The sequence below is a fragment of the Pseudomonas sp. Irchel s3h17 genome, assembly GCF_900187505.1.
Taxonomy (GTDB): domain Bacteria; phylum Pseudomonadota; class Gammaproteobacteria; order Pseudomonadales; family Pseudomonadaceae; genus Aquipseudomonas.
This window is the reverse complement of the sequence record NZ_FYDL01000003.1, coordinates 321167-335088: the sequence shown is the minus strand read 5'-3', so window position 1 is coordinate 335088 and position 13922 is coordinate 321167. Positions and strand designations below refer to the sequence as shown.

10 protein-coding genes are annotated in these 13922 nt (G+C 59.6%); 5 read left to right on the top strand and 5 right to left on the bottom strand.

The genetic code is table 11. The features are described from left to right. Window positions 1-5 precede the first annotated feature (5 nt). From CKW25_RS05590 to ureC, 3 genes are all read left to right on the top strand, one after another. Window positions 6-539: an N-acetyltransferase gene (locus tag CKW25_RS05590; protein WP_095078198.1), complete on the top strand. Its 534-nt coding sequence runs from the start codon at window positions 6-8 to the stop codon at window positions 537-539. Continuing rightward, window positions 536-844: an urease subunit beta gene (locus CKW25_RS26805; protein WP_095078197.1), complete on the top strand. Its 309-nt coding sequence runs from the start codon at window positions 536-538 to the stop codon at window positions 842-844. Before CKW25_RS05590 ends, CKW25_RS26805 begins: the two co-directional genes overlap by 4 nt. A gap of 153 nt (window positions 845-997) precedes the next feature. Beyond that, complete coding sequence (gene ureC / locus CKW25_RS05580; protein ID WP_095078196.1) at window positions 998-2698, top strand: urease subunit alpha; 1701 nt, start codon at window positions 998-1000, stop codon at window positions 2696-2698. A gap of 66 nt (window positions 2699-2764) precedes the next feature. On the opposite strand, the gene CKW25_RS05575 is transcribed toward ureC, so the two are convergent. The 3 genes from CKW25_RS05575 to CKW25_RS05565 form a co-directional block, all read right to left on the bottom strand. Beyond that, entirely contained in the window at window positions 2765-7852 is a 5088-nt protein-coding gene (locus CKW25_RS05575) for an NEL-type E3 ubiquitin ligase domain-containing protein (RefSeq protein ID WP_095078195.1), read from the bottom strand. Between the two features lie 198 nt (window positions 7853-8050). Next, window positions 8051-8356 carry a chaperone modulator CbpM gene (locus CKW25_RS05570; RefSeq protein WP_095078194.1) on the bottom strand — a complete coding sequence of 102 codons (306 nt, stop codon included), beginning with the start codon at window positions 8354-8356 and terminating at the stop codon, window positions 8051-8053. 41 nt (window positions 8357-8397) lie between these two features. Then, window positions 8398-9339 carry a DnaJ C-terminal domain-containing protein gene (locus tag CKW25_RS05565; protein ID WP_095078193.1) on the bottom strand — a complete coding sequence of 314 codons (942 nt, stop codon included), beginning with the start codon at window positions 9337-9339 and terminating at the stop codon, window positions 8398-8400. A gap of 292 nt (window positions 9340-9631) precedes the next feature. Between CKW25_RS05565 and CKW25_RS05560 the strand changes: the two genes are divergently transcribed. Next, a complete protein-coding gene (locus CKW25_RS05560) occupies window positions 9632-10906 on the top strand; it encodes an Hsp70 family protein (protein WP_095078192.1) in 1275 nt (424 codons plus the stop codon). Window positions 10907-10955: 49 nt separating this feature from the next. Here CKW25_RS05560 and CKW25_RS05555 read toward each other — a convergent pair whose 3' ends face one another. Together CKW25_RS05555 and CKW25_RS05550 are read right to left on the bottom strand one after the other, a co-directional pair. Continuing rightward, window positions 10956-11969, bottom strand: coding sequence for an AI-2E family transporter (locus CKW25_RS05555; protein WP_095078191.1), 1014 nt, complete (start codon window positions 11967-11969; stop codon window positions 10956-10958). Between the two features lie 120 nt (window positions 11970-12089). Then, window positions 12090-12875 (bottom strand): helix-turn-helix transcriptional regulator, encoded by a 786-nt coding sequence (locus CKW25_RS05550; RefSeq protein WP_095078190.1) that lies wholly within the window; start codon window positions 12873-12875, stop codon window positions 12090-12092. Window positions 12876-12970: 95 nt separating this feature from the next. Here CKW25_RS05550 and CKW25_RS05545 point away from each other — a divergent pair, with 95 nt between their 5' ends. Further along, the gene (locus CKW25_RS05545; protein ID WP_095078189.1) at window positions 12971-13846 is read left to right on the top strand and encodes a DMT family transporter; all 876 of its coding nucleotides are present in this window, start codon (window positions 12971-12973) and stop codon (window positions 13844-13846) included. Window positions 13847-13922: the final 76 nt, after the last annotated feature.

Genomic DNA, 13922 nt, shown 5'->3' with positions numbered 1-13922 from the left:
ACACCATGAACGCCGCCCAACTGCGACACGTCAATGCCGAGAGTTTTGCCCACTACCGTCAGGGCCTGACCGAGCTGCTGTTCGATGCCGTCAATCACGGCGCCTCGATTGGCTTCATGGCCGACCTCGACGACAACCAGGCCCGCGCCTACATCAAGGCGCTGCAGGCTGACCTTGAGAGCGGCAGCCTGTTGCTGTGGGTGGTGGTGGATGAGGAGAGGATCCTGGCCAGTGTGCAACTGAGCCTGTGCCAGAAAGCCAATGGTCGCAACCGCGCCGAGGTGCAAAAGCTGCAAGTGCTCTACGAGGCGCGGCGCCGTGGGCTTGGCCAACAGCTGATGAGCACCCTGGAGCTCGCCGCGCGCCAGCATCAACGCGGCCTGTTGTACCTCGACACCGAAGCCGGTTCGCCGGCCGAGGCGTTTTATCAGTCTCTGGGCTACACCCGTGTCGGCGAACTGCCCAACTACTGCCAAAGCCCGGACGGTCGCTACACCCCGACCGCCATCTACTTCAAGACCCTGGGGCAACCTGAATGATTCCTGGCCAATACCAGATCGCGCCCGGCGACATCGAGCTCAACGTCGGTCGTCGCACCCTGAGCCTGACTGTCGCCAACAGCGGCGACCGGCCGATCCAGGTGGGATCGCACTTCCACTTTTTCGAAACCAACGACGCCTTGGCCTTCGACCGCGCCACCAGCCGCGGCATGCGCCTGAACATCCCCGCCGGCACTGCCGTGCGCTTTGAGCCGGGCCAACGTCGGGAAGTCGAACTGGTGGACCTGGCCGGTCATCGGCGGGTGTTCGGTTTTGCCGGGCGGATCATGGGTGACCTCGACTGACAGGCTTCCCGTGGCGAGGGAGCTTGCTCCCGCTCGAGTGCGAAGCGCTCGCAAAAAACCGTAGACGCGATCTATCTGATTAACCGGGATGGCCGATTCCACGACTGCTGCGCCCGAACGCGGACTGCCGCACCTCACTTTCAAGGCAAGCACATGAAAATCTCAAGACAAGCCTATGCCGACATGTTCGGCCCCACCGTAGGTGACAAGGTCCGCCTGGCCGATACCGAGCTGTGGATCGAGGTCGAAAAGGACTTCACCACCTACGGCGAAGAAGTGAAGTTCGGCGGCGGCAAGGTGATCCGCGACGGTCAAGGGCAGAGCCAGTTACTGGCTGCCGATGTTGTCGACACCCTGATCACCAACGCTTTGATCATCGACCACTGGGGCATCGTCAAGGCTGACGTCGGCCTCAAGGACGGACGCATCGCAGCAATTGGCAAGGCGGGCAACCCGGACATCCAGCCCAACGTCGACATCGCCATTGGCGCCAGCACCGAAGTGATCGCCGGCGAAGGCATGATCCTCACGGCGGGCGGCATCGACACCCACATCCACTTCATCTGCCCGCAACAGATCGAAGAAGCGCTGATGAGCGGCGTCACCACCATGATCGGTGGCGGCACGGGGCCGGCGACCGGCACCAACGCCACCACCTGCACCCCGGGCCCCTGGCACCTGGCGCGGATGCTTCAGGCGGCCGATGCCTTCCCGATGAACATCGGCCTCACCGGCAAGGGCAACGCCAGCCTGCCGGAGCCGCTGATCGAGCAGGTCAAGGCCGGCGCCATCGGTCTCAAGTTGCACGAAGATTGGGGCACCACCCCGGCCAGCATCGACAACTGCCTGAACGTTGCCGACCAGTACGACGTGCAAGTGGCGATTCACACCGACACCCTCAACGAGTCGGGCTTCGTCGAGACCACCCTCGCCGCGTTCAAGGGCCGGACCATCCACACCTACCACACTGAAGGTGCCGGTGGCGGCCACGCGCCGGACATCATCAAGGCCTGCGGTCTCACCAACGTGTTGCCAAGCTCGACCAACCCGACCCGACCGTTCACCCGCAACACCATCGACGAACACCTCGACATGCTGATGGTCTGTCACCATCTGGACCCGAGCATTGCCGAAGACGTGGCCTTCGCCGAAAGCCGCATCCGCCGTGAAACCATCGCCGCCGAAGACATCCTCCACGACCTCGGCGCGTTCTCGATGATCAGCTCCGACAGCCAGGCCATGGGCCGGGTCGGCGAAGTCATCACCCGCACCTGGCAGACCGCCGACAAGATGAAAAAGCAGCGCGGCCCGCTACCGGGAGATGGCGAGGGCAACGACAACTTCCGCGCCAAACGCTACATCGCCAAGTACACCATCAACCCGGCGATCACCCACGGCATCAGCCATGAAGTCGGCTCGATCGAAGTGGGCAAGTGGGCCGACCTGGTGCTGTGGCGACCGGCGTTTTTCGGGGTGAAGCCGACGCTGATCCTCAAGGGCGGCGCCATCGCCGCCAGCCTGATGGGCGACGCCAACGCCTCGATCCCGACGCCGCAACCGGTGCACTACCGCCCGATGTTTGCAAGCTTTGGTGGCTCGCTGCACGCGACCTGCCTGACCTTCATCAGCCAGGCCGCCCACGACGCAGGTCTTCCTGAGGCGTTGGGCTTGAAGAAGAAAATCGCCGTGGTCAAAGGTTGTCGCGATGTGCAGAAAACCGACCTGATCCACAACGACTATCTGCCGAGCATCGAGGTCGATCCGCAGACTTATCAGGTCAAGGCTGACGGGGAGTTGCTGTGGTGCGAACCGGCGGATGTGTTGCCTATGGCGCAGCGCTACTTCTTGTTCTAGCCCGGCAAAAAAGCCCCGAATGCTCGACTGCCAGCCTTCGGGGCCCGATTTAGCCAGCACGCCGCCTCACCCCTCGTTAACCTCCTCTTCAAGGTCGAGTATTTCTTGAGGCGTCAACAAATTGATCAGCTTTCGCTCCACCACTTCGGCCTCGGCAGCCAGCGCACTGGACTGCGTATTGTAGTGACCACTGGTCATCGTTCCCTTGGCGAACTCAAGCTGCTCCAGGCGCTCATTGATTGACTCATAGGCCAGGTTGAACCTGGAGCTGTATTTCTCTTTCAGGTACTCAGTCCAGAAATCACGGCGCGCAATTGAATCCGTTTCTGCCTTTGAGGCTTTCAGGCTGTTCACATGTTGCTCTGCTGCCGCCAGCTTATCGCCAGACACGTATTGCAAGCCGGTGTATTGCGCCTGGGTAGGCTGACCCGGTAAATCCAGTTTTTCCCTGAGGCTCACCCGGTAGGACAGCCGAACTTCAATTTGATCCATCAATATCAGTTGCCTGCCAGTTTCGCGTTTGGTTAAACCGGAACGCATGATCGCGACAACGCGCTCTTTTACATCCTTGAGCGCAAAAGCCTCAACCTCATCCAGGCGGAACAACCCTTTGGCCAATTTGAGCAGTTCAGGGCCTGCACCCTTGTCTCCTGCATGTGCCAAGGCTTTGTGAATCTGCACCTTAACTTCCAGGTCGCTAAACATCAGGGCCGCTCGATCACTGCAGGTTTCTGGCTCTCCGGCCGTCCTGAATAGCTCCTCTCGCAACTGCGCAGTGTCGCCAGCCGCTTCCAGTACGGTCCAGACTCGAGCTTGCAGGTCGGGATAAGCCTTTTTGTACTCCGCCGTCTGGCTCAATTTTTCCAGTAACCGGAAAAACTCTTCGCTTTCACTGACCGCACGGCCGGCCTCACCTCCGGCCGCCTCTCGTTCGATGGCCTCACTGTCGAGGAGCGTCCACAACTCCTTCCTTGCCGTGTATTGACTGACAGGAATATCCCGTAGCCATCGATCGACCCGTTGCACCGACGGTGCCAGCACGCCTCCTTCGGCGCCACGAGCAGCTGGCAGATCGACGGGGACCGGCATCACGCCGGCGTCGCTATTCTCCAGGTAAATGCGCTGCAGAATGTCCGCATACTGTTGTACACCCTGTTCGGAAAGCGGGTTGCCGTTCAGTTCTGTGACACTCAATAGCCGATTGATCGCCGCGGCCTGTTCAGGAGGGGGATTCACCGCCCAATCGGGAAACGAAGTGAGCTGGTTATCACGCAGATCGAGTAGTTCCAGTCGCCGTAGATGTTCGAGCCCGCTAGGCCATTGCCTGATCCCGGTGGCCTGCAACCGGACTTCGGTCAGCTCAACCATTTGACTGAAATCCGGAGTACGCTCCAACGGATTATGGCTGAGCTGCAGTTTTTTGAGATCACTCAGACCGGAAATCAAAGCGGCGGCATCGGGGGTTAACCTGATGTTGTTACTTGAAAGATCCAGGCCGACCAGATTGCGCATACTGCCCAGTTGCGCGGGAATATCGGCCAGTCGATTACCCCTGAGATACAACCATCGAACATCGGGAAATGAATCGAGAAACTCATTCGGCGTCGCCACGAGATCCATGCCGCTCAAGTCGACAAATTCCACACCGGTAAAGTATGCCTCCAGAGCCGGCAGTGCCCCGACTGTCCGTCCTCGCAGAACCAGTTCGTACCCCCGAGGGTAACCAAAAGCACTGTACCTGGCGGTCTGCTTTTGCCAACTGCGCTTGAGTAACTCAACCACCACTTGTTTTTCATACTGCTCGACCGCCACGACACTGCCATCGAACAAAACACGCGTGGAAGGTGTCGACAGCCATTGCTCCGACCAAGCCAGGAGGCCTTGATACTCGGCCTCAAAATTAACCAGATACAGCTCACGCTCGGCTCCCAACATCGTCAGAAAACGCTCGACCTGCCCATCGGTGAAGCCGGGAAAAAGCTTGAGTACTCGCGCCTTATCCACTGCCTGGCGCGGATTCATGCCCGCCCCCCGCCCACTCAGCGGATACCCCAGGCGACCATCGGCCCAGCGCTGAGGCGCCCTGAACCCAGGCCTGATTGGCTGCATGCCCAACAGCGAGCGCAATTCACCGCGAGCCAGCACATGCTGTCTGATCAACGCTTTCAACTCTGGCCCTTGCCCCACATGAGGCAAGCCTATCGCCTGGCGCTGCGTATCCGGCAAGGCATGCTGAAGCGCTGCATAGAAATCATCGGCGCCATGTAAATGACCATCCTCCTGGTCACGGACCTCATACCGTCCCTCCTCATTGCGCAGCAGAACCTTCCGGCTGCCGGCCGCTTGCGGGCCGACACTGGCTCGCAACTCCCCGCTGAACGAGCCGTCTCGAACTTCTACCCGCAAGTCATGGGTCCAGCCTGGCAGCTTACTGAGCGAGTTGAGCGCAAGCGCCTCTGCGTCCCGATTCATCAACGCGTCCAGATATAGCCCTTCATACGCTCGCGACACACGCACTTCGCGCTGGATCCAGCGCAACTCCTCGGCCAGGCGCAGGGGGATGGGCTTGGTTTGCAACTTGTTGGTGAAATCCCATTTGGCCATTTGCTGTCGTTCAGTACTGTTGGCTTCGACCAGCAACTGTTCAATCACGCTCGTGGGCACGTTGGAAAAGCGCGATTTGATCAAATTGAGTCGTGGATCGCTGCTCCCGCTCCTGGCGTTGTAGACATCATTGAAGAACTCGGCTTCATGGCGCTCGGCAACCTTGGCGAGGTTCTCGCGCAGTGTCTTGATGCGGATATCCAGAGTATCGCGGGGGGTTCCAGACCTGTGACCAAGCACAACATTGGTTTCATTTTCATCGAGGCACTCCAGGAGCGTTCTCAGCAGACGCCCGCCACGTATCTGCACATCATGTATCTGCACGATCCGTGTCTTGTCCGGTGCGCCCCGTGGATTGACGTATTCCCAGAGCGTCTGTGCCTGCCCATCAATGATCCGTATCGACACCGTGTCCGGCCACTTGCCATAACGCGTCATGACATGCAGTTGATTGATCGAATGATCCGTTGCCGGCCCGACGGGTAAGTCGCTCTTCATGTCGGCGATAAAGTTCTCGACCTGCCTGTAGGCATCGAATCGGCTGATCGTATCCACCAGGATCGGCGCGGGTGGCTCGTTTTCGACGTACATCTTGCGCAGGACGCTTTCATCGACGCCGCTGACACGGCGAATCTGCACAAGCTCCGTATCGCTGAACTCGCTGACGCGCGGCCCCAGGCGCCTCATGAGCTCGGGCTCCGTCCAGGTCCGCGGCTGCTCCACTTCATGGCTCCAGGCGCCGTGGCCATTATGGTTCAGCTTGGGTGCATAGGCATTTGCCCGGTCAGGATGTGCAATTCTGTATTGACCGCTGACCGGATCCTTTTTCACTCCGTAGCGTTTGCCGCCCAGCGTCAAAAACACTTGGCCATCGTGTCGCAGCAGGCCAGATTCATCGGGCTTGAGGTCCTGCGGCAGGCTTCCCTTCTGCTCGTAGGCGGCGAGATCGGGCTTCCACAAACGCGTCTCTCCGTTCGGCAAGGTGACCTCTTTCAACGAATCAAAAAAAGGAGAGCGCTTGAGGCCCGTCACGGGTTCAGCGTTCTCCGCCCCCACCGCCGACATGAGGGCAAGCTGAGCAATGTTTTGCGCAACATCCATCAGATACGTAAAGCCCTCGTCCCTGTCGCCCTGCGCCAGTGACTCGATGCCCTCTACCAACTCATCGGTCAATTGAGCGGCCATGACCGCCATCATCGCGACACCCAAGGGCGGAACGAACAACGCAACAACGTTGAAAACGGACAGCGCAATCCCTAGATAGCCAAACAATTTGTCGTGACGGGCCTGTGCATCGACATCGGCCGTGGACACCGCAACACACTTTGCATCGTTGAGGAGTTTGTTCAGTTGCTGGTCGAAGAGAAATCCCCACAGCTCTCCTCGGACCGGCGTTTCCTCCATATGGATCCTGGCATCCGGATCAGGGGTGTTTACATACACATTGCTGTTCGGTTGCCGCTTGAGCGGTGTCAGGCGCTCATTCAACCGTTTGAAAAAACGCGCCTTATCCTCCTGCTTCACAAACCGACTGAAAAACGTCTGATAAGCAGGGTCCCGCAGTTGCTCACGCAGATGGTAATGAAATTGCTGTGCGGATGCGTACTCCCTGATCGGACTGATGGGGTCATGGGGGATGTAAACAACCAGGCGCTGCACGTGATCACTGCTGATCCGATCAGGCCCGATCAGCAGGACCCCGAGCAGCTCGGTGTCGCCGAGCAACTTCAAACCATTGAACTGAACAGGTTTCCCATCCAGCATCAGGTTATTCGGCTGTTCCGTGACCTTCGCCAGTAGGCGATAAACACTGCCGTCCCGATGGCCCCCATCGATGTTCCCCTGGAGTCGTGCAAGATCGATTGCCGCACTAAACGCATGCTGTTGGCTAAGGCGGACCCGAGCGTTCAAGACGCCCTCCGCCACCACGTCGCCCACCCCCAATACCGTATTGATATGCGCCTGATATTTACCCCCCAGGTCCAACTCTCGACACAACCCGGCAAACTGTTCAACGGTAAAAGGCAGTGCACCGTGCGGCGAAAGGAATAATGCTTTACCGCTCCGGGTCCTTGTGGCGATAAAGGCATCCGTTTCGTCGTCTTCGGTAAAGTTGTGCAAGGCCGCGTCCAGCAGGCTGCTTTTTAACACTATGGCATCGGCAAAAGGTTCAGGGCTCGCTACCGAGTGCCTCAATAACGTCTTGTCTACATCAACCGAAACCTTGAACTTCTCCAGGATCGCAGCCTGCAGGAGTGGACGGGCAAAGGCCTTGGCGTCCTTGAGGTCAAGCAGCAGCCGATCGACTGAGTTCTGCGAAGTCCAACTCTGCTGACTGCTGTATTTAAAGGCATCCAGAAGATTCTGCGCGGCATGTTTATGCCGTCCTGGGCTCAATAGCCCAATATCGCGCAAGACCTTTCGCCGATGCGATGCAGTCTCCAGCAGCCAGGCAGGCAGTTTATTCCTGATGAATTCATAGTGCGAACCCATATATCCAGGGCGCGCGGCAACACCGCTACTTGCAGATAACTTATTTAACTTAATCATTGTCTGGATCTCTCAACACACGTTAAAGAGTGCCAAACTTACTAAAAATCCACCCCTATAAATAAACCAAATAGCCACGCATAAAACACCTAAGACAAGTGTTAACTGCCGACTATTCGAATACTGAAAATATGTATGTACCACCCGCAACGATGGCCCCTGCAAAGACGGGCGGCAAACGGCGCCGCCCGATCCGGCCTACTCCACCACCAGCCGCCCCAACCGCTGCTTGAGCATCCGGTTCTCGGCACGCAACTGCTGCACTTCTTCAAGCAGGTCCAGCGCCAGGGCGACGCCTTCCCATTCCAGCTCCAGGTCGCGCCGCAATTTCGCGGCGCGTTTGGCCAAGGCCAGTTCGACGTCGTTGAAACGCCACTCCCCGGGCTGTGCGCCCTGAGGTTCGAGAATGCCGTGTTCGACGATTTCGATCACGTAGACGTCGGGTAAACCGGTCGCCTCACAGAATTCTGCCATGTCCAGTTGAACGATCAGGGGACTGCTCATAGTCAATGACTCCATTGCTCAAGCGCTGGAATGCGCGCCGATCAAAAGTGTTCTCGCGGATTGAACGCCGCCTTCTTCGCCAGTTCCTGCCACAAGGCCTTGACCTCGTCGTCGCTGTGCTTGGGCATCACCGCCTTCAGTTGCACGAACAGGTAGCCGCGTTCGCCCGCCTTGTTCAGCAGGCCATGGCCCTTGGCGCGCATGCGCTGGCCGTTCTGGCTCCCGGCCGGGACTTTCAGGTTGATCTTGCCGGTCAGGGTCGGTACTGCCACCTCGGTACCCAGCGCCAGTTCCCACGGTGCCATCGGTAAGGTGATGATCAGGTTTTCGCCTTCCACATCAAATTTCCGGTGCGGTGCAAAGCGAATGGTCAGGTACAGGTCGCCATTGGCGCCACCACCGATACCCGGTGCGCCCTGGCCCTTGAGCCGGATGCGCTCGCCATCGGTGACACCGGCCGGGATCTTCACGTTCAGGCTCTTGCTGGTGTTGCTGACGTGCTGACCGGCAGCGTTGTACTGCGGCACCTGGAAACTGATCTTCTTCGACTCGCTCGACAGGGTTTCTTCGAGAAAAACCGCCAGTTCCATTTCCACGTCCTGCCCTCGACGACCGGCGCTACGGCCGGACTGTCCACCACCGAAGCCGGGGCCACGATTACCAAAGATCGAACTGAAGAAGTCCGAGAAGTCACCGGCGTCCTGACCACCACCATAACCGCCACGGCTCTGCCAGCCCGGCGGTCCCTGGAACGGCTGGCCATGCTGGCCGTAACGGCGCAAGTCATCGTATTCGGCGCGTTTGTCGGCGCTTTTCAGCGCTTCATACGCCTCCGAGGCGTCCTTGAACTTGGCTTCAGCGTCCTTTTCCTTGCTGACATCGGGGTGGTACTTGCGCGCCAGCTTGCGATAGGCGGCCTTGATCGCCTTGTCGTCAGCGGTCGGCTCCACACCGAGTATCTTGTAATAGTCTTTGAAGTCCATCGCTCGAATCACCATCCGTTATCGATATCGCGCCGCCTGCCAGCTTGCACCGATGGGTCGCAGCAGGCTTGACCGATCTCAGGGTTGTGACCGGACAGCGCGTCAGAAATTTATCGGCAGCCGGGCGAATCCGTTGATCGCGCAGTGGCTGCCAAGCCATGCCTGTAAGTTTGGGGAGCAAGGATAGTCTTTCAAGGCGCGGAAAGCTGAGATTTAGCGGATAGTCGGCCTTCGGTTCTGTGCCGCACTGGCATACACTGCGCGGCCGTTTTTTAACCGGAACTCGAAAGACATGAAAAACGCATCTGCGGCCCGTGCCTGCGGTATCGACTTCGGCACGTCCAACTCCACTGTCGGCTGGCTACGCCCCGGCATGGAAACGCTGATCGCGCTGGAGGACGACAAGATCACCCTGCCTTCGGTGGTCTTCTTCAACATCGAAGAACGCCGTCCGGTGTACGGCCGCCTGGCGCTGCACGAGTACCTGGAGGGCTATGAAGGCCGCCTGATGCGCTCGCTCAAGAGCCTGCTGGGTTCCAGGCTGATCAAGCACGACACCAGCGTGCTGGGCACGGCCATGCCGTTCAAGGACCTGCTGGGGCTGTTCATCGGCCAACTGAAGCAGCGCGCCGAAGCCGAAGCCGGTCGGGAGTTCGAAGAAGTGGTGCTGGGGCGTCCGGTGTTCTTCGTCGACGATGACCCGGTCGCCGACAAGGAAGCCGAAGACACGCTGGTGGACGTGGCGCGCAAGATCGGCTTCAAGGAAGTGTCGTTCCAGTACGAACCGATTGCCGCCGCCTTCGACTACGAGTCGACCATCGAGAAAGAAGAGCTGGTACTGATTGTCGACATCGGCGGTGGTACCTCCGACTTCTCGCTGGTGCGCCTGTCACCCGAGCGCCGTGGCCTGGACCAGCGCCAGGACGACATCCTCGCCACCGGTGGCGTACACGTCGGCGGGACCGACTTCGACAAGCAGCTGAGCCTGCAAGGCGTGATGCCGATGTTCGGCTACGGCAGCCGGATGAAGAGCGGCGCCTACATGCCCACCAGTCACCACATGAACCTGGCGACCTGGCACACCATCAACTCGGTCTACTCGCAAAAATCCCAGATTGCCCTGGGCAGCATGCGCTACGACATCGAGGACACCGGTGGCATCGACCGTCTGTTCAAGTTGATTGAGCAACGCGCCGGGCACTGGCTGGCGATGGAAGTCGAGGAAACCAAGATCCAGCTGACCCACGCGGACAACCGGCATGTGCCGCTGGATCGCATCGAGTCGGGTTTGAGTGTGGAGCTGAGCCGGGCACTGTTCGAATCGGCCATCGATGGCTTGCTCGAGCGTGTGCGCAACAGCGTGACCCAACTGCTGAGCGACGCCAACGTGGGTGTCGAGCACGTCGACACGGTGTTCTTCACCGGCGGTTCGAGCGGGATCCCGGCCTTGCGCAACAGCGTCTCGGCCATGCTGCCGAACGCGCGCCATGTGGAAGGGAACATCTTTGGCAGCATTGGCAGCGGTCTGGCGATCGACGCCATGAAGCGTTACGGCACATTGGCCTAATGCCCCCTCCATGATTGTTCCCACGCTCGTGGGAACAATCATGGAGCAGTTAAACCAACCCCGCCTGCTTCAACTCACTCTTCAGGTACGCGTAGTAAATCGGCCCTGCCACCACCCCCGGCAGGCCGAACGCGGCCTCGAACACCAGCATCGCCAGCAGTAACTCCCACGACTTGGCACTGATCTGCCCGCCGACGATCCGCGCGTTGAGGAAGTACTCCAGCTTGTGGATAACAATCAGGTAACCCAGCGCCGCGACGGCCACCCAGATCGACAATGACAAACCGACGATGGTGATCAGTGTGTTGGAGATCAGGTTGCCGATCACCGGCAGCAGGCCCAACAGGAACGTCAGCACGATCAGGGTCTTGGTCAACGGCAGCTGGATCCCGAACATCGGCAGCACCACCGCCAGGAAGATCCCGGTGAACACGGTATTGAGCAGGGAGATCTTGATCTGGGCGAAGACGATATTGCGAAAGGCTTGCACCAGCAGGTGCAGGCGATCGAACAGGGCGGCGGCCAAGGGTTTGCGCTTGGTGACATCCGGCATGCTCTGCAAGGCAATGATCGCCCCCAGCACCATGCCGATCAGCAGCGTGACGAACATGTGCGCCGCGTCCTTGCCCACCAGTTGCAGATCACTCAGGTGTTTGCTCAGCCATTCACCGATGGCCACGCGAAACTCCGCGGCACTGGCGGGCAGGTAGGCGTCGACGAACGGTGGCAGTTGCCCGCGCGCCTTGTCGACCACGCCCATGAATTTGTCCAGGGAGGCCCCGGGGTTTTCCGCCTCATGCAACAAAAAGCTGAACGCGCCGGCAAAGATCAACGCCAGCACACTGACCACCAGGGTGCCGAGCAACGCCACGGCGAGCCAGCGTGCTCGCCGCCCCTCTATCAGCCGTTGCAGCTGTGGCGTGAGCATGTTGACCAGCTCGAACACCAGTAATCCGGCCAGCAGGCTCGGCAGAAGTCGCAGCGGCAATACCAGCAACAAACCACCAAAAATGATTACCCAACTGACTGACAGCAACACGTGACGCTGAGAAAACGTTGGCATACAGCCTCAAAACAAACGGCGTGAAAGGACCGGCAGTCTGCCAGCGTTCGGATGTCAGCACTAGGTATTGTGTCGACAGACCGTGGGGTCTGAGTGTAGATAAAGCCTGCAACAGGTTCATCAACTATCCAGGCTGGTGCGGCGATAGTGCTCGGGGGTGCAACCGGCCTGGCGCTGAAACATCGCAATAAACGCCGAGGCCGTGCTGTAGCCCATGTCGAAGGCGATTTCCTGAATGCTGCGAGGACTGTCCAGCGCCTCGATCGAGGCCAGGAACCGCAGGCGCTGACGCCATTCGCCGAAGCTCATGCCCAGCTCACGCACACACTGACGCGCCAGGGTTCGCTCACTGACGTGGATCTGCTCAGCCCATTGCGCCAATGGCCGATTGTCCCCCGGGTCGGCCTGCAAGGCTTCCAGTATGCCCAGCAGTCCGGCGCTGCTGGCGTAAGGCAAGTAACACTCATGCACCGGCGCCAGGTGCAACTGGTCCACCAGCACCTGGACCAGGCGAACGTCGGCTGGGTGCTGCGCGATCTTCACGTCACGGGCGGCAAAGTCCTTGAGGATCGCCTTGAGGATGTCGCTGATCGCCAGGGTGCAGGCCTGCTGCGGCAGATCACGGCAGATCTCCGGTGCCAGGCACACCGCGCGGTAGGTGATCGGTTGAGCGCTGTAAAAGCTGTGCTCGGTGTGCGGCGGCACCCACACCGCGTACTGCGGGGGCGACATGAAGCGACTGCCGGCGATGTCCATGTGCATCACGCCGTGCGCCGAATACTCGAGGGTGCCCCAGGGGTGGCGATGGGCCAATGCGTGGCTGTGGGCGTCGAAGTCGGCGTAGCGGAAGTACACCGGCGCCGGTAAACCGCTGAAATCCAGCAGATCGATAGGCTTTCTGTTCATGCTGTCCGGATTCAAGGGCGGGTTGTCTGGATCGAAGTATAGGCATTGATCCAGACAGGGGATAATCGCGCTTCATCAACGTTCTGGTTTTTCCCATGCAATACGCTTATCCCCTGCTGGCCATTTTCATCTGGGCCGGCAACACCGTGATCACCAAAATGTCGGCCGGTGCGATTTTCCCCGCCGAGATCGGTTTCTATCGCTGGCTGCTCGCCGGGATACTGTTCACGCCATTCATGCTCAAACCGGTGATCAACCATTGGCCAGTGATTCGTCCGAACCTGACCAGGATCTTCATCCTCGGCGTACTGGGCATGGCGGTGTATCAAAGCCTGGCGTACTTCGCCGCCGCCCTGACCACGGCCACCAACATGGGCATCATCCTGTCACTGATGCCGTTGATGTCATTGGCCATGGCGATCGTCAGTCTTGGCCAACGGCTGACGGCCGGTGCGCTGGCGGGGGCGGTACTGTCCTTGGCCGGGGTGCTGGTGGTGATCTCGTCCGGCAGCCTCGGCGCGCTGCTGGAGCACGGGGTCAATCTCGGTGATGCGATGATGCTGATCGCGACCCTGGCCTACGCGATCTACAGCACCCTGCTGAAGAAATGGCAGCTGCGCCTGCCGCCCCTGGTGCTGCTCTACCTACAGGTGCTGGTGGCGGTGGTGGTGCTGTTTCCGCTGTTCGTGGCCTCGCCCAAGGTCGGCCCGACCTTGCAGAACATCCCACTGGTGCTCTACGCCTGCCTGCTCGCCTCGATGGTCGCGCCCCTGGCGTGGATGCAGGCAGTGGTGCGCCTGGGGCCGAGCCGGACCACCCTGTTTTTCAACCTGCTGCCATTGATCACCGCCCTGATTGCTGCCGTCGTCCTGCATGAGCAGTTGGCGCTGTACCACCTCGTGGGCGGGCTGATGACATTGGGCGGGGTGCTGTTGTCCGAACGCTGGACCACGGTGCTCGGTCGCGCTTGATCTTCTGTGGCGAGGGAGTTTGCTCCCGCTGGGGTGCGCAGTCGCCCTGAAGACTGCGTCTCGGCTCGACTGGTTT